Annotated in this window: 18 protein-coding genes; 7 read left to right on the forward strand and 11 right to left on the reverse strand. The window is 54.7% G+C overall.

Annotated elements, in window-relative coordinates; all coding sequences use genetic code 11:
• Positions 1-195: 195 nt before the first annotated feature.
• Complete coding sequence (locus AACY26_RS02095; RefSeq protein ID WP_339510500.1) at positions 196-2,460, forward strand: LTA synthase family protein; 2,265 nt, start codon at positions 196-198, stop codon at positions 2,458-2,460.
• 99 nt (positions 2,461-2,559) lie between these two features.
• Here the strand turns inward: AACY26_RS02095 and AACY26_RS02100 are convergent, their stop codons facing one another.
• The gene (locus AACY26_RS02100; RefSeq protein WP_339510502.1) at positions 2,560-3,909 is read right to left on the reverse strand and encodes a DEAD/DEAH box helicase; all 1,350 of its coding nucleotides are present in this window, start codon (positions 3,907-3,909) and stop codon (positions 2,560-2,562) included.
• 173 nt (positions 3,910-4,082) lie between these two features.
• On the opposite strand from AACY26_RS02100, the gene AACY26_RS02105 reads away from it, so the two are divergent.
• On the forward strand, positions 4,083-4,499 hold the full coding sequence (locus AACY26_RS02105; protein ID WP_339510504.1) for an anti-virulence regulator CigR family protein: 417 nt from the start codon (positions 4,083-4,085) through the stop codon (positions 4,497-4,499).
• Here AACY26_RS02105 and AACY26_RS02110 read toward each other — a convergent pair.
• From AACY26_RS02110 to AACY26_RS02130, 5 genes are all read right to left on the reverse strand, one after another.
• Entirely contained in the window at positions 4,469-5,167 is a 699-nt protein-coding gene (locus tag AACY26_RS02110; RefSeq protein ID WP_339510506.1) for a cupin domain-containing protein, read from the reverse strand. The genes AACY26_RS02105 and AACY26_RS02110 overlap by 31 nt on opposite strands.
• A 30-nt stretch (positions 5,168-5,197) precedes the next feature.
• Positions 5,198-6,100: an EamA family transporter RarD gene (gene rarD / locus AACY26_RS02115; protein WP_339510508.1), complete on the reverse strand. Its 903-nt coding sequence runs from the start codon at positions 6,098-6,100 to the stop codon at positions 5,198-5,200.
• A complete protein-coding gene (locus AACY26_RS02120; protein ID WP_339510510.1) occupies positions 6,100-6,993 on the reverse strand; it encodes a carboxylate/amino acid/amine transporter in 894 nt (297 codons plus the stop codon). Before AACY26_RS02120 ends, rarD begins: the two co-directional genes overlap by 1 nt.
• Positions 6,994-7,129: 136 nt before the next feature.
• Positions 7,130-7,729, reverse strand: coding sequence for an FMN-dependent NADH-azoreductase (locus AACY26_RS02125; protein ID WP_339510512.1), 600 nt, complete (start codon positions 7,727-7,729; stop codon positions 7,130-7,132).
• A 157-nt stretch (positions 7,730-7,886) separates the two neighbouring features.
• Positions 7,887-8,201, reverse strand: a complete 315-nt coding sequence (locus tag AACY26_RS02130; protein WP_339510514.1) for a 3-phosphoglycerate kinase — start codon at positions 8,199-8,201, stop codon at positions 7,887-7,889.
• A 151-nt stretch (positions 8,202-8,352) separates the two neighbouring features.
• Here AACY26_RS02130 and AACY26_RS02135 point away from each other — a divergent pair, with 151 nt between their 5' ends.
• The 5 genes from AACY26_RS02135 (at position 8,353) to AACY26_RS02155 (ending at position 13,186) form a co-directional block, all read left to right on the forward strand.
• Complete coding sequence (locus AACY26_RS02135; protein WP_339510516.1) at positions 8,353-9,279, forward strand: LysR family transcriptional regulator; 927 nt, start codon at positions 8,353-8,355, stop codon at positions 9,277-9,279.
• Positions 9,280-9,291: 12 nt separating this feature from the next.
• A complete protein-coding gene (locus AACY26_RS02140) occupies positions 9,292-10,095 on the forward strand; it encodes an alpha/beta fold hydrolase (protein WP_339510518.1) in 804 nt (267 codons plus the stop codon).
• 11 nt (positions 10,096-10,106) lie between these two features.
• Complete coding sequence (locus AACY26_RS02145; protein ID WP_339510520.1) at positions 10,107-10,661, forward strand: peptidylprolyl isomerase; 555 nt, start codon at positions 10,107-10,109, stop codon at positions 10,659-10,661.
• A 122-nt stretch (positions 10,662-10,783) separates the two neighbouring features.
• Positions 10,784-12,613 (forward strand): ABC transporter ATP-binding protein, encoded by a 1,830-nt coding sequence (locus AACY26_RS02150; RefSeq protein ID WP_339510522.1) that lies wholly within the window; start codon positions 10,784-10,786, stop codon positions 12,611-12,613.
• A 306-nt stretch (positions 12,614-12,919) separates the two neighbouring features.
• The gene (locus AACY26_RS02155) at positions 12,920-13,186 is read left to right on the forward strand and encodes a DUF2790 domain-containing protein (protein WP_339510524.1); all 267 of its coding nucleotides are present in this window, start codon (positions 12,920-12,922) and stop codon (positions 13,184-13,186) included.
• A gap of 42 nt (positions 13,187-13,228) precedes the next feature.
• Here AACY26_RS02155 and AACY26_RS02160 read toward each other — a convergent pair whose 3' ends face one another.
• From AACY26_RS02160 to AACY26_RS02180, 5 genes are all read right to left on the reverse strand, one after another.
• Complete coding sequence (locus AACY26_RS02160; protein WP_339510526.1) at positions 13,229-14,359, reverse strand: GNAT family N-acetyltransferase; 1,131 nt, start codon at positions 14,357-14,359, stop codon at positions 13,229-13,231.
• Positions 14,360-14,506: 147 nt separating this feature from the next.
• Complete coding sequence (locus tag AACY26_RS02165) at positions 14,507-15,820, reverse strand: OprO/OprP family phosphate-selective porin (RefSeq protein WP_339510528.1); 1,314 nt, start codon at positions 15,818-15,820, stop codon at positions 14,507-14,509.
• Positions 15,821-16,061: 241 nt separating this feature from the next.
• Positions 16,062-16,295: a zf-HC2 domain-containing protein gene (locus tag AACY26_RS02170; protein WP_339510530.1), complete on the reverse strand. Its 234-nt coding sequence runs from the start codon at positions 16,293-16,295 to the stop codon at positions 16,062-16,064.
• Entirely contained in the window at positions 16,289-16,900 is a 612-nt protein-coding gene (locus AACY26_RS02175; protein WP_339510532.1) for an RNA polymerase sigma factor, read from the reverse strand. The genes AACY26_RS02170 and AACY26_RS02175 overlap by 7 nt, the downstream gene beginning before the upstream one ends.
• Complete coding sequence (locus AACY26_RS02180; protein ID WP_339510534.1) at positions 16,900-18,027, reverse strand: beta-ketoacyl-ACP synthase III; 1,128 nt, start codon at positions 18,025-18,027, stop codon at positions 16,900-16,902. The genes AACY26_RS02175 and AACY26_RS02180 overlap by 1 nt, the downstream gene beginning before the upstream one ends.
• Positions 18,028-18,405 lie beyond the last annotated feature (378 nt).

Genomic DNA, 18,405 nt, shown 5'->3' on the forward strand with positions numbered 1-18,405 from the left:
TGTTTCAAAATTACGACAGACCGCTTCAGCGGTTGATTCGGCGATGCCGTTGAATATGAATGGCATTGGCCCAGGAGTAATAGTGCGTTTTCTTAACCGCTGTCACAGCACCACCTACAGATCGCAACCCAAAGCCACCAAGTACTGGTCCGGCGCGGCAAGAATCGGCCAGCAAGCGCTGCGTACAAATTGTACATGAGCATTGCGAGCCGTTTTTTAACCAAGCGTCAGCCAACTCAAGCACTTTTCGTACAGTGCCTGGTGCTCTGCTCCTTGTTTATATTTATTCCGGTCATCAGCCGTTGCCTGCTCGGCTGGTCGCACGCCTATGGCTACCTTTCAGATATTGCCATAGGAGGCCTACTGGTCGTATTGCTTTACCAGCGCACACTGATCATCGCGCTGCCGGTGATGATTTTCTGGAGCGTCCTGGCCTTGGCCAACGTCGAGTTGATTACAGCGGTTGGACGCATGCCAGAGGCGTCCGACCTGCATTACCTCACCGATGCACAGTTTGTCAGTCGCTCCACCCATGGCGCAGGCCTGAGCCATCCTGGACTGGCCCTCGCCTTGTTGATCAACATCGGTTTGTACCTGTTGCTGCAATTACGCCAGCAAGCCGCAACACGCCGGCCAATTAGCAGTGCGTGGCTGTTGCTACCGATGGCGTTACTCGCTGTCCACGCGGTGCTGCAATACCGCGCACCGAGCGAAAGCAATCAATGGTTTCAATTCAACCTGCCACACAAGCTCGCGGCAGAAGGCTTTAGCAACGGCGAGCAAGACCTGCAAAGTTGGCTGGACAATCAAGCGCCAGGCGCGCCAGTCAATATTGCGGGGCTTCAACAACTCGATTTGGACGGCACGCCACTGTTAAACCAAGCCGGGCGGGCGCGTAACGTTTTGATCGTGACGCTTGAGGGCATCCCCGGCGCCTATCTGGCCCCGAGCCGTGATGCCTTGCGCAGCCCGTATATCGGCAACACCATGCCGCGCCTGAGCCGCTGGGCCGAGCGCGGCATGCTCACGGCCGATTATGTCTTGCACAGCCATCAAACTATCCGCGGCTTGTACGCAATGCTCTGCGGCGACTTTGGCAAACTCGACTCTGGTACGCCAAAGGGCGTCGAACTGCTCAACAACCCAAGTCGCAGCGAACAATGCCTGCCAGCGCAAATGCGCAAGAACGGCTTTAGCACTCATTACCTACAAGGCGCTGGCCTGCGTTTTATGGCCAAGGACCAGATCATGCCGCAAATGGGGTTCGACAAAACCCTTGGTCGCGACTGGTTCACCAATACGCCCCACCTGAATTTCCCTTGGGGCATGGATGACAAAGCCTTCTTTGAAGGCAGCCTCACCTACATAAACCAGCTGCGCCAGCAGGATAAACCTTGGATGCTGACGTTGATGACAGTGGGTACGCACCAGCCCTACTCGGCGCCAGCTGATTACCTAGAGCGTTTCCCGGACAGCAAATTGGCGGCGGTGGCGTACCTGGATGATGCCGTCGGTGATTTCCTCGATGCTCTCAAGCAACAGGGTGTGCTTGAGGACACCTTGGTCATAGTTACCTCTGACGAGTCCCACGGCATCGAAAACCTGCCGCTTGCCTCAGCTTGGGGCTTTAACTTGATTCTGGCTCCCGAGCAACAGCAGTTGCCCCATCTCAAGCAAGGCGTTTACGGCCACGTTGACCTCAGCGCCTCGGTGCTTGATTACTTTGCCCTGCCAGTGCCGGGCAATATCAGCGGTCGTTCGCTGCTGCGTGACTACACCCGTGGTCGGCAGATAATTTCCTACACCAACGGCTTGCTGCGTCAGCACGATGGGCAGGGCACTTTTACCGAGTGCGATTTCCAGCACGTATGCAGGCGCTACGCCAGTGAAGGTTTTATCAACGACAAATCAAACTACCTCGGGCGCTTTACCGGCAAACCTGCACGCTTGCTCAGTCAGCAGGCGGAGTTGCTCAACCAGTCTTTACGCCGTGCGGATACCAGCCAGCATTATCAGTTTGCCAATCGCCAACCGATTGACCTCAAGCCACAGCGAACTGACGACTGGGCTGACAATCTGGTTGGCGCGCAATACCTGGAGCTACCCCAAGGCACCCGAACCACAGTGACCATGACGGTTCGTGCGGTAAACCTTGATGCCGCCGGAGCCACCTTGCAGCTCAAGACCAAGGAATACGACCGGGATGTGGCAATCACAATTCCTGCGTTGCCCAAGCTCACGACAGATCAGCCAGTCAGCCTGACCTTTAGCTTCGATAATCTGGATACGCGTAAAGCCTTTTCCTTCCACCTGCTCGGGCAGGGTAACGGAGCGATTGTGCTAGACGAGTTTAGAGTCACGACCGAGCCCCGCACTGACAGCCTGGTTGCCGCCAAGGACGAAGCACAAGCAACGGTTGAACCCCCCACCGAAACGCCGATTGAAAAGGTACACAACTAAATTTGCGCTTAACCCAGGCTCCCCGCAACAGCCAATAAAAAGCCGCCAACGAAATGATTCGTTGGCGGCTTTTATCGCTCGGTGCAGCGAGCTGCGACTTTACTCAGCCGTTGGCGTACGGCGTTTCAACGGCGCCAGTCCATCCTGGCTGACCAACTGTGGCGTATCGCTTTTTGGCTTGTTGATGGTGTTGCGCTTGGCTTTGCCCGGTGTTTTGGCGGCGGCTTTCTTTACGACTTTCTTGCCAGTCTTCGGATCAACCTTCTTCTTTTTGGTACCTGCGGCCTTACCGGATGCCTTGAGGTTTTTCGGGCCTTGATAGATGCCTTTGACGTCCTTGATGTTGCGACGCTCAAAACGCTGCTTCAGGTAGCGTTCGATGCTCGACATCAGGTTCCAGTCGTTATGACAGATCAGCGAGATAGCCAGGCCTTCGCCGCCCGCACGCCCCGTGCGACCGATACGGTGAACGTATTCGTCGCCAGAGCGCGGCATATCAAAGTTGATCACCAGATCCAGGCCGTCCACATCCAGGCCACGCGCAGCAACATCGGTGGCCACCAGGACTTTTACCGCACCCTGGCGCAGACGGTCGATGGCCAGCTTGCGGTCTTTCTGGTCTTTCTCGCCATGCAATACGAAGGCTTTGACATCCTTGGCGACCAACTTGCCGTACAGGCGATCAGCCTGGACGCGTGTGTTGGTGAAGATGATTGCTTTCTGGTAAGTCTCATTCGCCAGCAACCACTCGACCAAACGCTCTTTGTGGTAATTGTGGTCAGCGGTGATGATCTGCTGGCGCGTGCCCTCATTGAGGTCGCTGACGCTGTTGAGCTGCAAATGCACAGGCTCTTTAAGCACCTTGTTGACCATTTCACGCAGACCAGAACCACCACTGGTTGCGGAGAACAACAAGGTTTGGTGTGGGCCACTACAGGCGTCAGCCAGACGCTGAACGTCTTCGGCAAAGCCCATGTCGAGCATGCGGTCGGCTTCATCAAGCACCAGCACTTCCACTTCGTCGAGCAGCAAGTTGCCGGCGTTGGCGTGCTCAATCAAGCGGCCCGGCGTACCAATCAAAATATCGACTCGGCGCAACATGGCGGCCTGGACCTTGAAGTCTTCGCCGCCGGTAATCAAACCCGACTTGATGAAGGTGAACTGCGAGAAACGCTCCACCTCTTTCAGGGTTTGCTGTGCCAGTTCCCGGGTTGGCAGCAAGATCACCGCACGAATACTCAGGCGCGGCTTTGGATCACCCATCAAACGGTTGAGCATTGGCAGCACAAATGCAGCCGTCTTGCCGCTGCCGGTTTGCGCGGTTACCCGCAGATCATGCCCTTGCAGCGCAGCAGGAATAGCCGCCACCTGCACCGGTGTAGGCTCAACAAAGTTAAGCTCAGCCACAGCTTTTAGCAGGCGTTCATGCAGGGCGAATTGGGAAAACACGGGGTAACCTCGACAAAAAATCTGGAATCAGTTGTATAGCGTAACGTTTTCCGGCGCTGGGGCCGAATGCTTTGTGCAAAAGTGCACGGAGATTTGTCATCTGTAGTTGAACATCGTGACTATTTAGCGCTCAAATGACATTGGAAAACCACAAGAAGCATATGGAGAACACCATGACTCTCGCCTCCCGCTCATTGGCCAGTTGCGCTGCTCTGGCGATTATACTCGCAAGCCAAAGCAGCATGGCAGCGCCCAAGCATGACAAAGGCAATCCGCACCATAATGATCAGGGTTCTGATGTCCGCATAGACCTGAACGGACCCTCGGTGGATATTGGCCGAGTACGCATTGTGCTGGGCGACAACCGTAATCTGATCGGCAATGTCAGCTCCCTGCCGCCGGGTATCCAAAAGAACCTTGCTCGCGGCAAGCCACTGCCGCCGGGTATCGCGAAAAAATTCGATAACCGTCTTATCGGCAAGTTGCCGCACTACGATGGCTACGAGTGGAAACAGGCCGGCACCGACGTAGTACTGGTCACAATCGCCACCGGGATCGTTTACGAAGTGCTCAGGAACGTGCTGGATTGAGCCCCAGCGTCGCATGCCTCGAGGTGCCCGACCTTTACGTAGATAAGGCAACCTTCGGTTGAGAAAGGCTTGTGCTGCGAGCCATGTGGACTACGCAGCCAGGTACCTGCCGGGTAATCACCAAACTCATCCTGGAATACCCCTTCAAGCACAAGAATCTCTTCACCGCCGAAGTGGCGGTGCGCCTTGAACGCGGTACCCGGCGCCCAGCGCACCAATGCGGTGTGTACAGTGCCAAAACTGTCCAAGGGCAATACGCTCAAGCCCTCGACCAGCCCCGCCTGCCAATGGCTGTCGCCGGTATTGATGCGCAGCGTCGTCTGATCATCCGGCTCTTGATAACAGAGCTTCACAAAGAGCAAGCAACCCGCTGCGCTTGAGGGTGCATGCTGGCTACCAGGTGGATTTTTCAGCCAATAACCTGCGGGGTATTCGCCGTGCTCGTCAGCAAACACGCCCTCAAGCACCAGAATCTCCTCGCCACCGGGATGCAAGTGGCTGCGAAAACTAGAACCTGGCGCATAACGCACCACCGAGGTCGTGCGCCCGCTTTCGGCGGCAAAGCGCTCCAATGGCCGCCGTTCAACACCCGGCAGCGGCGATGGCAACCACTCAAGCTGCGAAGTGTCGACCACCACCCGTGCCGACAGGTCATCATTTACCCGCATATTACTGCCTCTGAATAAGTGAACAGCCGGCTAGATCCGACCGCCAGTGCGCCATTGTTTAGTCAGCAAGCGCGCGCTATCCCAAGCCACAAGCAGCACAGCCAACCATATTGGCAGATAGGTAAACAGCTGAGCACTGTCAAAATTTTCGCCAAGAAACACCAGCGACACCGTAAACAACAACACCGGTTCGACGTAACTCAAAATCCCGAACAAACCCAGCGGCAGCAAGCGACTCGATGCGATCATCGCCGCAAAAGCCAAGGCGCCGAGCATGCCCAAGCCCGGCAACAGCCACCACAATTGCGGCGCCGTACTGAATGGCGCGACCGGGCCCCAGGCAATTATCAGGTAAATGGCAAGCGGCGACAGCACCAGCATTTCCAGCAAAAAACCGGACAAGGCATCCATTTTCATCCAGCGGCGCAGCATAAAGTACGGCGGATAACCCAATACCGTCACCAGCGTCACCCATGAAAACGCCTGCGTACGCCACAACTCATGCACAACCCCGAGCATGGCGCAAAACACCGCCACCTTGAGCAATGGCCTTAGGCGCTCCCCATAAAACATGCGTCCAGCCAGGACCATCGCCAATGGCAACAGGAAATACCCCAGCGAGACATCAAGCAAGTGCCCGGCCAGCGGCGCCCAGACAAACAGGCCCCACTGCACGCCAATCAGCACTGCCGCCAGGGGCAATGCTGCCAACAACAATGGCTCATTACGCAGGCGAACAAGCGCAGCCGCCAACAAGCGCCACTGCCGGGTGGCGACGAACAGCAACACAATTGCAGGCAGCGACCACAACACCCGCTGAGCAAAAACCTGCACCCCATCAAGAGGGGCCAGCAACTGGACATAGCCGGGAATGATGGAAAACAGTATTGAGGCAAAAACTGAAAGCCCGACGCCTTTCCCTGACAGATTCATTACTGCGCCTTGGTTGATGCCGCGCCCGAATTTTGTTCGCCCACAGGCGAACGTGCAAAATGGCTGATCACCAGCGACATGCCGATCACAGATGCCCCCAAGCCCAGCCGCAACCAGTCCGCCTGATGATTCCACAGCAGCAGGTTAACCAGTAAACCTGCGGGCACCAGCAGATTGTTCATCACTGCCAATGTTGCCCCATCGACCTGACTGGCGCCTTTGTTCCACCAGTAAAGCCCAAGTCCAGATGCCATCACACCCAACCAGAGCAATACGCCCCACTGAGTGACGGTGGCAGGCATGCGGGCGGCGTTACCGAATACCAAGTAGGCCGGCAAGGCGACCACCAAAGCACCGAGATAGAAGTAACCAAAGCGTTGGAACGGCGCAATGCTCGAGGGATAGCGCGGCAACAAGTGCTTGTAGAACACCTGGCCGGCGGCAAATGTTGCATTGGCCACCTGCAACAACATAAAGCCCCAGAAGAAATCGGGGCTGATTTGGTCATAACGAATCACCCCTGCACCGAGCACCGCGACGGCCGCAGCCACCAGCGCCCAAGGGTTGAATCGACGGTTCAGCGCATCCTCGATCAAGGTCACATGCAGCGGCGTAAGAATGGTGAACAGCAGCACCTCAGGTACGCTCAGAACGCTAAAGCTCAGGTACAAGCATAGGTAGGTGACACCAAACTGCAGCGCGCCAATGACCAGCATCGACAGTTTGAAACCACCGGCAACACCGCGCCAGCGGGTAAACGGCAGAAACACCAGACCAGCGATGACGATTCGCGTCAGCACCGCAAAGTAACTATCAACCTGCCCGGCGAGGTATTCGCCAATCAGACTGAATGAGAACGCCCACAATAGGGTTACAACGAGCAAATAGCGCATGATCACCTCAAAATCAGGCGCAGACCTTAGCCTGTCATGGGCCAATCAACAATCAGCAAAACGCACGCAAGAAAAAGCCCGCGCAACTTTCGGTTGCGCGGGCTCTGCTGTTGATCGTGGCAGTTAAATCAAGCCATCAAGCAACCTCGGCTAATTTCTCTTTAGCCTGAGCCAGGGCTTTATCCTGGAAGTCACCGCCAAGGTTGAGGCCTTCGGCGTTAATAAAGCTGACATCGTGGATACCAATAAAGCCCAATGCCTGGCGCAGGTAGGGTTCTTGATGATCCATGCTGCTACCCGCATAAATGCCGCCCCGAGCCGTGAGCACGAAAGCACGCTTGTCGCTGAGCAGGCCAACCGGGCCGGTATCGGTGTATTTGAAGGTCACACCGGCGCGCAGCACGTGATCCAGCCACGACTTCAGGGTGCTCGGAATCGCAAAGTTGTACATAGGCGCGGCAAGCACCAGCACATCAGCGGCCAATACTTCGTCAGTCAGGGTGTTCGATAAAGCAAGGGCTGCTTGCTCGGCCTCACTTTGCTGCTCTGCAGGAGTCATCCAGCCGCCAAGCAGGTTCATATCAAGGTGGGGCACCTGATCAACCGCCAAGTCGCGAACGCTGATCTGATCCGCCGGGTACTTGGCTTGCCAATGGGCAATAAATTGCTCAGTCAGTTGGCGTGAGATCGAGCCTTGTTTGCGGGCACTGCTTTCAATTACGAGGACACGGGCCATTGAATTTGCTCCATCAAGTGGTCATTGAGTGATGATGGGCAAAGATTATGAACAATCCTTACGATTGAAAAGCGCAAAAAACCGCCTATAAATATCAATAAATTTGATTTATAGCTATTTCCACTCTAGGATCTGAAGCGGATCACAAGCCAAGCCTCTAGCTCGGCTTACATTCCACATCCATGCGCAACTTGATAATTTGGCGTGAGAATCGCACGGATAAGTTGATGTCATCGCCGGGTTTAAGAAGGGCTTTACGTGTACGTGGCGCTTCAGGACCATTGCGGAATACCACCTTGCATTCGGCAGCCGTCTGGCCATAGTTGTATAGCCCCACGGCACCCAGGGTGTCGTCAATGTCCATGGGTGTTACCGTAATTTCGGCACCGTTAAGGTGTTTTTCGGTCTCTAGCGGGTAGGCAAAGGCATAAATTGGTAACAACGCGAACAACGCGCAACACAGCTTATTCATGCAACATATCTCCAGCAGGGACTCTTCAAAGGAGTCTCGATTGTGTATCCAGCTTAGCGCGCAAACAGCTTGAGGGCGCAACCTGAACACTGCAACAAGAAAAATAACCCGGTATTCAAGAGCCGAACGCTACAGATGAACAGGACTCGACATGAAAGCCCCTCGCGTAACCCTTGATCAGTGGCGAACCTTGCAAGCCGTTGTCGATAACGGCGGCTTCGCCCAGGCCGCAGAAATCCTTCATCGTTCACAATCCTCGGTTAGCTACACCGTTGCGCGCATGCAAGAACAACTTGGCGTGCCGTTACTGCGCATCGATGGACGCAAGGCGGTATTGACCGACGCAGGCGACGTATTGCTGCGCCGCTCACGCCAACTGGTTAACCAGGCCAGCCAACTCGAACACCTTGCCCATCACATGGAACAGGGCTGGGAAGCTGAAGTACGGCTGGTTGTCGATGCGGCCTACCCTAACGCCAAGCTGGTTCGCGCGCTGACGGCCTTTATGCCGCAAAGCCGCGGCTGCCGGGTACGCCTGCGTGAAGAGGTGTTATCCGGCACCGAGGATGTCTTGCGTGAAGGCACCGCCGATGTCGCCATCAGCGGGTTGAACATCTCCGGATTTCTCGGCAGCGAGCTGAGCAGTGTCGAGTTTATTGCCGTTGCCCACCCCGATCACCCGCTGCACAAGTTGCAGCGCCAACTGAGCTTTCTCGATTTGCAGACCCACATGCAGGTGGTCATTCGTGATTCGGGACGCCTGCAACCTCGCGATGTAGGTTGGCTCGGTGCGGAACATCGCTGGACAGTTGCGAGCCTCGCCACAGCGGCCTCCTTTGTCAGCAATGGCCTGGGCTTTGCCTGGCTGCCCCGGCATATCATCGAGCGCGAGCTGAAAGATGGCCAACTCTTGCCATTACCGCTAGACCAGGGCGGCACCCGCAACCCGAGCTTTTATCTGTATACCGACAAGGAAAAGCCCCTGGGGCCAGCCACCCAGATCCTTATTGAACTGATCAAAGGCTTCGATGCGGCACCACTCAATACCAGTTTCGCGGCGCCCCAGCCAACCAATTGACAGGAGTCGGGCATGGCTTATTTCGATAATGACGGCTGCCAACTTCACTACGAAGTATACGGCCACGGCAAACCACTGGTTTTGGTCCATGGCTTGGGGTCGAGCACACGCGACTGGGAATACCAGATCCCCGAACTGTCAGCGCATTACCGGGTTATTGCCATGGATGTTCGGGGCCACGGCCGTTCAGATAAACCACATGAACGCTACAACATGGCGACCTTTGCTGACGACGTGGCAGCGCTCATCGAGCACTGCCAGCTGGGCCCGGTTCATTTGGTCGGTATCTCCATGGGCGGCATGATCGGCTTTCAGCTGGCGGTGGATCGTCCAGAGTTGCTCGTCAGCCTGACCATTATCAACAGCGGCCCGGAAGTCAGAGCCAAATCCATCAGCGACTATGTGCAAATAGCCAAGCGCTGGACCTTGTCGCGCGTACTCAGTCTTGAAACCATTGGCAAGGCATTGGGCAAACTGCTGTTTCCAAAGCCTGAACAAGCCGAGCTGCGTACGAAAATAGAACAGCGCTGGCCGCAAAACGATAAACGCGCGTATTTGGCCAGCCTCGACGCAATTATTGGCTGGAGCGTGCGCGAACAAATTTCACGAATCACCTGTCCTACGCTGGTCATTAGTGGCGACCGAGACTACACCACGGTCGCGCAAAAACAGGCGTATGTGGACCAGTTGAGTAATGCCCGTCTCGTGGTGATCAAAGACTCACGCCACGCAACGCCCATGGACCAACCGCAACTTTTTAACAGCTGCCTGCTTGAGTTTCTTAACGAAGTCGAAACGGCCGTCACCCCAAAATAGGATCCCTGATAATGCTCAAGAAAATCATTCTCGCAGCCTGCACCCTAGTCTTTGCTTCCTCGTTGTGGGCAGCCACCAACCCCAAGGTCTTGATCAGCACAACCTTGGGCGACATTGAAGTCGAGCTCAATGCCGACAAGGCCCCCATCAGCGTTAAGAACTTCCTCGGTTACGTCGACAGCGGCTTTTACAAAGGCACCCAGTTCCACCGGGTAATTCCAGGTTTCATGGTTCAAGGTGGCGGCTTCGATGCTGACATGCAGCAAAAGCAAACGGGCCAGCCGATCCGCAATGAAGCTGATAATGGCTTGCACAACGTGCGGGGAACCCTGGCGATGGCCCGTACTCAAGTACGCGACTCGGCCACCAGCCAATTCTTTATCAACCACAAGGACAACGCATTCCTCGACAACGGCAGCCGCGACTTTGGTTATGCCGTGTTCGGCAAGGTCATCAAAGGCATGAACGTGGTCGACGAAATGGCCCAGGTACCAACCGGCAACCGTGCGGGCATGCAGAATGTTCCGCGCGAGCCGGTGATGATTTTGGACATCAAGCGCCTTTAACATCAGCTGTAGAATTTTGGCGGACGACAACAGGTCGTCCGCCCAGTTCTGTGCGCAGAAACGCTCGAATCAACACCACATAAGCGCTAAGCTGGCCGGCCAACTCCGGCAGGACGCCACTTATGTTTCGCCGCTTTGAATCTCTGATTGATGTCTTCAAACCAGCGCCCGATCAACCCCCGCCCGAAGATGTAGCGCGCTTCTACCTGCATTATCTAAAGCAAGCCTGGCCACTGCTCTGCGCCTTGTTGGTCGTGGGCTTCTTTGCCGCTGTGATCGAAGTCGCGCTGTTCAGCTTTCTCGGCCAGTTGATCGACATGGCCCAGCGTACACCCAGCAGCGAGTTCTTTGCCAACTACAGCCAGCAACTACTGTGGATGCTGATCGTGGTCATGCTCATCCGCCCTCTGGTTTTCGGCCTCCATGACTTACTGGTCAACCAGGCCATATCGCCGAGCCTGACCAATCTGATCCGCTGGCAAAACCACCGCTATGTACTCAAGCAAAGCCTGAATTTCTTCAGTAACGATTTCGCCGGACGCATTGCCCAGCGCGTCATGCAAACAGGCCCCTCGCTAAGCCAATCAGCCATACAGGTGGTTGATGCGCTTTGGCATGTGATCGTCTATGCCGGTAGCGCCATCTACCTCTTTGCCGAAGCCGATGTACGCCTGATCGCTCCGCTGCTGATCTGGATCATCGCCTACAGCCTGTTGCTCAAATATTTTGTGCCACGGATTAAACAGCATTCTGCGGCCGTGTCCTCCGCCCGCGCCAAGCTGACGGGCCGAGTCGTCGATGGCTACAGCAATATCAGCACCTTGAAACTGTTCGCCCACCCCCAGGAAGAGGAAGCCTATGCAGGCAGCGCCATGCAGCACCTGCTGGATAAAGCACGCAGCCAGACCCGAACCGTCACCGCACTGGATGTCAGCGTAACCTGCATTAACGGCTTATTGATTGGTTCAACAGGAGCACTGGCCCTGTGGCTCTGGAGCCAGGACCTTATCACCAGTGGCGCCATTGCCTTGTCCCTGGGCCTGGTCATTCGCATCAACAACATGGCCGAATGGATCATGTGGGTGGTCAACGGCATCTTTGAAAATATCGGCAACGTGCAAGATGGCATCCGCTCGATTGTGCAGCCTATACAGGTGGTTGACAAACCCGATGCAGCGCCACTGAAGGTCAGTAATGGCACCGTGCATTTTGACGATATCCACTTTCACTACGGCAAAGCCAGCGGCGTTATTGGCGGCCTCAGCCTAAACGTTAAAGCGGGTGAAAAAATTGGTTTGGTCGGCCCTTCTGGCGCGGGCAAATCTACCTTGGTCAGCGTGCTGCTGCGCCTGTACAACCTGCAAAGCGGGCGCATTCTGATTGATGGGCAAAACATTGCCGAGGTCAGCCAAGAGAGCCTGCGCGCGCAGATTGGCGTGGTCACTCAAGATACCGCCCTGCTCCACCGCTCAATTCGTGACAACCTGCGCTACGGCAAACCCGGCGCTACTGACACTGAATTAAATGAAGCCGTGCGCAAAGCCCGTGCTGACAGCTTTATCGAGCGGCTGGATGACGGCCAAGGCGGCTTGGGCTTCGATGCGCAAGTCGGTGAACGTGGCGTCAAGCTTTCCGGCGGCCAGCGCCAACGCATTGCGATTGCCCGGGTTTTGCTCAAGGATGCGCCGATCCTGGTGCTAGATGAGGCAACCTCGGCACTTGACTCTGAAGTTGAAGCAGCCATCCAGGAAAGCCTCGATAGCTTGATGCAAGGGAAAACCGTCATCGCCATCGCCCACCGCTTATCGACCATCGCCCGGATGGATCGTTTGGTGGTTATTGATCAAGGCCAGATAGTCGAGACCGGCACCCATGCTGAACTGATTGCCCAAGGCGGCCTGTATGCGCGCCTCTGGCAACATCAGACTGGTGGGTTTGTCGGCGTTGAATAGCCCGCGGCACTGATCGGCTGGCTCAAGGGGGCAATTTTTTGCCCCCTTGAGCCAGCCCATGACGAATGGGAAGCGTGCCCTTTGCCTTACGACTTATAGATAGCTTGCTTCGTAACTCAAAATTCAATAATCTCTGTAACAAGGTGTGACAAATAGTCACTACGCGCTATACACCCTTGCTTAAGCCTTCGGGCTTTGCTCGAGCTATTGAATCTGAGGCTTCTGGATCAATGTAATCCAGACCCACTCGATGACAATTGCGAGATTCAGTAAATGCGTTACTTCCAGTATTGAGGAAAGACCATTATGAAAATTGCGTCAGTCATAGCAGCCTTCATCACCAGCCTTGCTCCTTCTGCATTTGCCCAAGACATCGACCGCGAACCAGGCTCTGGCATTCCGGCGGTGAAATACCAATACGGTATGGAAGTCGATATCAGCAAAGTTCTACACCGCACCGATAACTCCAAAAAAGTTGGCGTAGTCCCAGTCAATGTTGTCTACGAAGACAGCAAAGGCGAGATTCACAAGATCCAGTTCCTGGAGTGGGGCAACGGCCCGCACAACGTCTAAACAGATCGCCTAGGTCCTAAGCCCTGAATCAAGGGCTTAGGCTCAGCCACCAGCTTGCCGATAGGGCAACATGCTACGCGCCTCATGGGCATAGCGATTGATCCCTTCACGTTCCTCGTCGAGAAACTGCGCCACAGCGGCGCGCAGCCCCGGATGGCATAGGTAATGCCAAGATCGGGTTATGACCGGCTCAAAACCACGAATCAGCTTGTGCTCACCCTGCGCTCCGGCATCAAAACGCTCTAGCCCGCTGGCGATTGCGTACTCCATGCCCTGGTAAAAACAGGTTTCAAAGTGCAGCCGATCAAATTCGGCCAAACAGCCCCAATAGCGACCGTAAAAGCTATCCCCGCCCACTAGGCTGAATGCCATCGCCACCGGTTGCGAGCCCTGCCTTGCGATCACCACGCGAATCGACTGCGGCATCTTTTCTGCCAACAGGCTGAAAAACATCCGGGTTAAATAGGGCGGCCTGCCGCGTACGCGATAAGTGTTGGCGTAGCAGACATAGACAAAGTCCCACTCGGACTCGCTTAGCTGATGGCCCTCTCGCCATTCAAACTCAATGCCCTGCCCGGCAACCTGCTCACGCTCTTTGCGCATTTGCTTGCGCTTGCGTGAGCTCAATGAGTCGAGAAAATCCTGAAAGTCGCGGTACTGCCGATTATGCCAATGGAACTGGCAGCCAAGCCGTTCCAACCACCCTTCACGCCCACGCATCTGCGCGTCGGCAGCCGTGTCTGTGAAGTTGATGTGCAGGCTCGATAAACCCTGGCTGTCTAATCTTTGAGTCAGGTTATCTAACACTTGGCCGATTAGCTGCGTATCACCCAGCAAACGCGGCCCGGTGACCGGAGAAAATGGAATGCCTGCCAGCAGCTTCGGGTAGTAATCGATCCCTGCTCGTTCGCAGGCATCGGCCCAGCCATGATCAAACACATACTCGCCGAACGAATGGGTTTTCAAATATGCGGGCAGTGCGGCACTGAGCTTGCCATCGACATCGAACACAAGCTGGTGGGCTGGCGTCCAACCCGTGCGGGCACCTACGCTGCCACTTAACTCAAGGGCTGAGAGAAAGCCATGCTTGAGAAACGGACTGTCGGCTGCGACCAACTGGTCCCAATCAACCGGATCAAGTTCAGGAAGGGAAATAGAGGTATTTGTCTGCATCTGTGCAGTCTGGACTTTCGCGCTGACGAAAAAAAGCCCCGCATCGAGCGGGGCTTAAAAAAGGAACAACCTTGGTACTCATTCACCAACCAGCAAACGGCTCTGAGGTTATAAGCCCCAGCCCCTTAGCCGTCTGCAAGGCAGGTTTTAGAATACGTACTGCAGACGCATTACAAAGGCATCGCCATCATCATCGCCGTTGGCATTGGTGATGCCATCAGTGGTCGTCATAACGTAGTTAGCTGCAACTTTCACCGCGTCGTTGGCATACCAGTTCACACCGATGGTGTTGACGTCTGCTTCAGTGTCACCCACTTCACGCGTTGGAGAGGCAACAACCACGTTGTCATCTTCAACCTTGATGTGGTCGTAACGGTAGAAAATTTCCCAGGCGCCGATTTGCTTGTTCTCAGGCTTGATGCTGTCGAACTTGGCACCATCAAGCTTATAGCTACGGGATTCGCCGGTCAGGGTATAGGCCAGTTGGCCATAGTAACCATCAGACTTAACGTCTTCGATCGTGCTGCGTGCAGATTTCATTGTACGGGTCAGGTACTCAGCTTGGGCCGAGAAAGGACCTGCAGCCCATGCAAACTCAGCACCCCATACCGAGTCATCATCAAAGTCGCCAGACGCGGCATCGAAGCCACCGAAGGTCGCACGGTTGCCATTGTCACCAGCTGAGTTACCACCGTTAGTGGAAACACCGCGAACGGTCAGACGTGGGCGAATACGGCCATCAACTGCAGTGTCAGTGAGATCACGATACGCGTAGTTCACGCCCATGTGCAGCACGTTGCCAGCCTCAGCCATTGGTGCGAACACACCACGCAGGTTGAACTGCTTGACGCTGTCACCGTCATCATCGTTAACGTCTTTGGATGAAACGCTACCTGACATATAGGCCATGTCGCCCATCACGGCGCTGACCTGGGCACCCAGGCCGTTTTCGTGACCATTGACCCAATCAGCCACTTCATACGCAGCGTTACGCTCGATAGCGGTGATCCACTTGGAGCTGGTGGCTTTTTCCAGGCCGAAATCCGGATCAAAGCGACCAAAGCGCAGCTTTACTGGATCGAAACCCGTGTAGGAGATAGAGGCTTCGTCGAAATAGCCATCATCCGAGCTGCCCGCATTGTGGGCAAAGTCGTAGCTGATTACGTATTTCCAGTCTTTGTAAGCGACACCACTCAACTCAAGGAATGCACGGCGGAAGTAGGCGGCGTCTGCTGTGTTACCGTTTTTGGTATAGAAGCCATCGAAGCGGCTGTAGTCAGCTTGCAAACGGCCGCCCAATTTGAAGCTGAATTCCTTGTCAGTAGTCGCTACTTCAAGACCGCCCTTGGTCTTAACTACAATATCAGCACCATCCGTGGTTACTGTGCCTGCGAATGCTTGAGCTGAAATGGCAAGAGCCAGCATGCTGGCTGCGACGCCCGCGAATTGCATACGGATCATCGAAAATTCCCCTTTGGACAAATGGTCAAAAACACCCGAGCGTTGGTGCTCGTTTGTGCTGGGGGGAATCTTGGAGTCAGCAGATGTCAGGCAAGTTGCCGATATATAAAGATTTGGTGACAGCGGAACTTTTTAAACCCATAAGGAATAAAGGTTTGACACACTTTTACAAGAGCATATAACCACATGATTTAAAAGGTTATATTAAAACAGGAAAACGAGCCGAAACGCTGCAAACCTACTAATCGGTCGAGCGTTGGGCTTCTGCTAATTTCTGTGCAAGCCCATCAAGGTCTTCAACTTGATCAAGCTGCATCTTGCGATAAACCGCTTGGCTTATCTTCATTTGCTTTACAAAACGCCTGCAATTAACACAGAGGGTCAAATGCAGGCGCACTTCAAGCCCACGGCTTAGGCTCAAGCGGTTATCTAGAAAGTCACTGGAATTGGCAACTAATTCTTTACAGCTCAACATTGACCTGTTTCCTCAAAATGCTCCAGGGTGGCGAACATCTTTAGGCGTGCCCGGTGCAACAACACCCTCACATTAGAGAGCGATATTTCTAAAAGATTACAAATTTCTTCAAGCTCCAACCCTTGGCGTTCTCTCAACACCAGCACACTGCTTTGCAGGTCGGAGAGACTACCAACGGTTTTTTCCAAGCACTCGCGCAACTCCTCCTGAAGGAGCATGGCTTCTGGCGTGTCCTGATGCCACTCGTGGGGCGCCAATAACCAATGACCGTCATCGGCAAAACGATCGTCACCCACGGTCCCGTGCGGGCCAGGCAGGTCGTCCATCAGCACTTCACGACGATTATGCTTCAAACGGGTTTTTGCAGTATTGGCCGTAATGGTGAGCAACCAGGTTTTCAAGCTCGAACGCCCTTGAAAACCTTTCAAGCTGTTGACCACTGCCAGCCAGGCATCCTGTACCACTTCATCAGAATTACGGCTGCCAACAATAGCAAGTGCCACTGCCCGCATGGGGCCTTGATAGGTCGCGACCAACTCCCTGTAAGCACTCTCTTCCCCGCTCAAAAGCCGGGCGAGTAACGCACTATCTTCTGGATATTCCATTAATGTTTTCGCAAAATTACGCTGCCAATTGAATAGCCGGCTCCAAATGAGCTAAGTACACCTAAGGAGCCACCCGCCAGATCGTCTTGGTGCTTGTGCAAGGCAATCACAGATCCTGCTGAGCTGGTATTTGCATACTCATCAAGAATCACCGGTGCTTCGCTAGGGTCGGCATCCCGGCCAAGTAGCTTGCGAGCGATCAGCAAATTCATGTTGAGGTTCGCCTGATGCAACCAAAACCGCTTAACGTCGCTGACGTTAAGCTTGTTTTCCTCAAGGTGGCCGGCAATCAACTCCGCCACCATCGGACAAACATCCTTGAAGACCTTGCGGCCTTCTTGAACAAACAATTTGTCGCGTGCGCCAATACCCTCTTCAGCCGCCCGGTTGAGGAAGCCAAAGTTATTACGGATATTGTTGGAGAACTGGGTCAACAGCTTGGTGCTGACCACGTCGAACTGGTATTTCGATGTCGCCTGATCGGCGCGCTCGATCACGACTGCAGTCGCGGCATCACCGAAAATGAAGTGGCTGTCGCGATCACGAAAATTCAAGTGGCCGGTGCAGATCTCGGGGTTGACCATCAACACCGCTCGCGCCTGGCCCAGCTGGACACTGTTGGCGGCAGCCTGAATGCCAAAGGTGGCGGAGGAGCAGGCAACGTTCATATCGTAACCAAAGCCCTGGATACCCAGCGCTGCTTGAACCTCAATCGCGACCGCTGGGTAAGCACGCTGCAAGTTGGAGCAGGCAACTATCACCCCGTCGATATCCGCCGGGGTCTTACCGGCACGCGCCAGGGCCTCATGAGCCGCGCCAACGGCCATCTCGCAGAGTACGCCCCATTGCTCATTGCTGCGCTCAGGAATACGCGGTGCCATGCGTTGCGGATCAAGGATGCCATCCTTGTTCATGACGAAGCGGCTCTTGATGCCGGAGGCTTTTTCAATGAATGCGCTGTTCGACTCGGTTAGCGCCTCAACCTCGCCACGGGCGATGGCTTGCGCGTTTTCAGCATTGAACAGTTGGACATAGCTATTGAAGGACTGGACCAATTCGTCGTTGGAAATACTATTAGCCGGGGTGTAGAGGCCCGTTCCACTGATTACGACGTTATGTAGGGTCATTACTGTTGTCCTCAGCCGCATGTGGCGGTCAATTTTTAGCTGGCTTGCAGTCATTTGCCACAAGCATCAATTCGGGTGCATACAGCGCGATTCGCTTGGCAGTGCGACCCGACAATCCGAACACGGATTTTGCCACAGCAAATCAAATTCGTCCTCAGAACCCATAAGCGTTCGACTGAAGGAAAACATTAAGGGCCCAACAATTGTGCGGATATTATGCAATTAGCAGTGTAAATGCCATCAACTTGGCCTGTGACTCATTGTGATCATAGGCAACACATCGGCTAAACCCTGCCCCTGAAGTCGCAATAACCACTCAATTTCGCGTATCGTTTGGTGACTTAGTTGCTAACCAGCCTATACCAAGCACAGACTTAT

It is taken from the genome of Pseudomonas sp. RL_15y_Pfl2_60 (genome assembly GCF_963970595.1).
Classification (GTDB): domain Bacteria; phylum Pseudomonadota; class Gammaproteobacteria; order Pseudomonadales; family Pseudomonadaceae; genus Aquipseudomonas.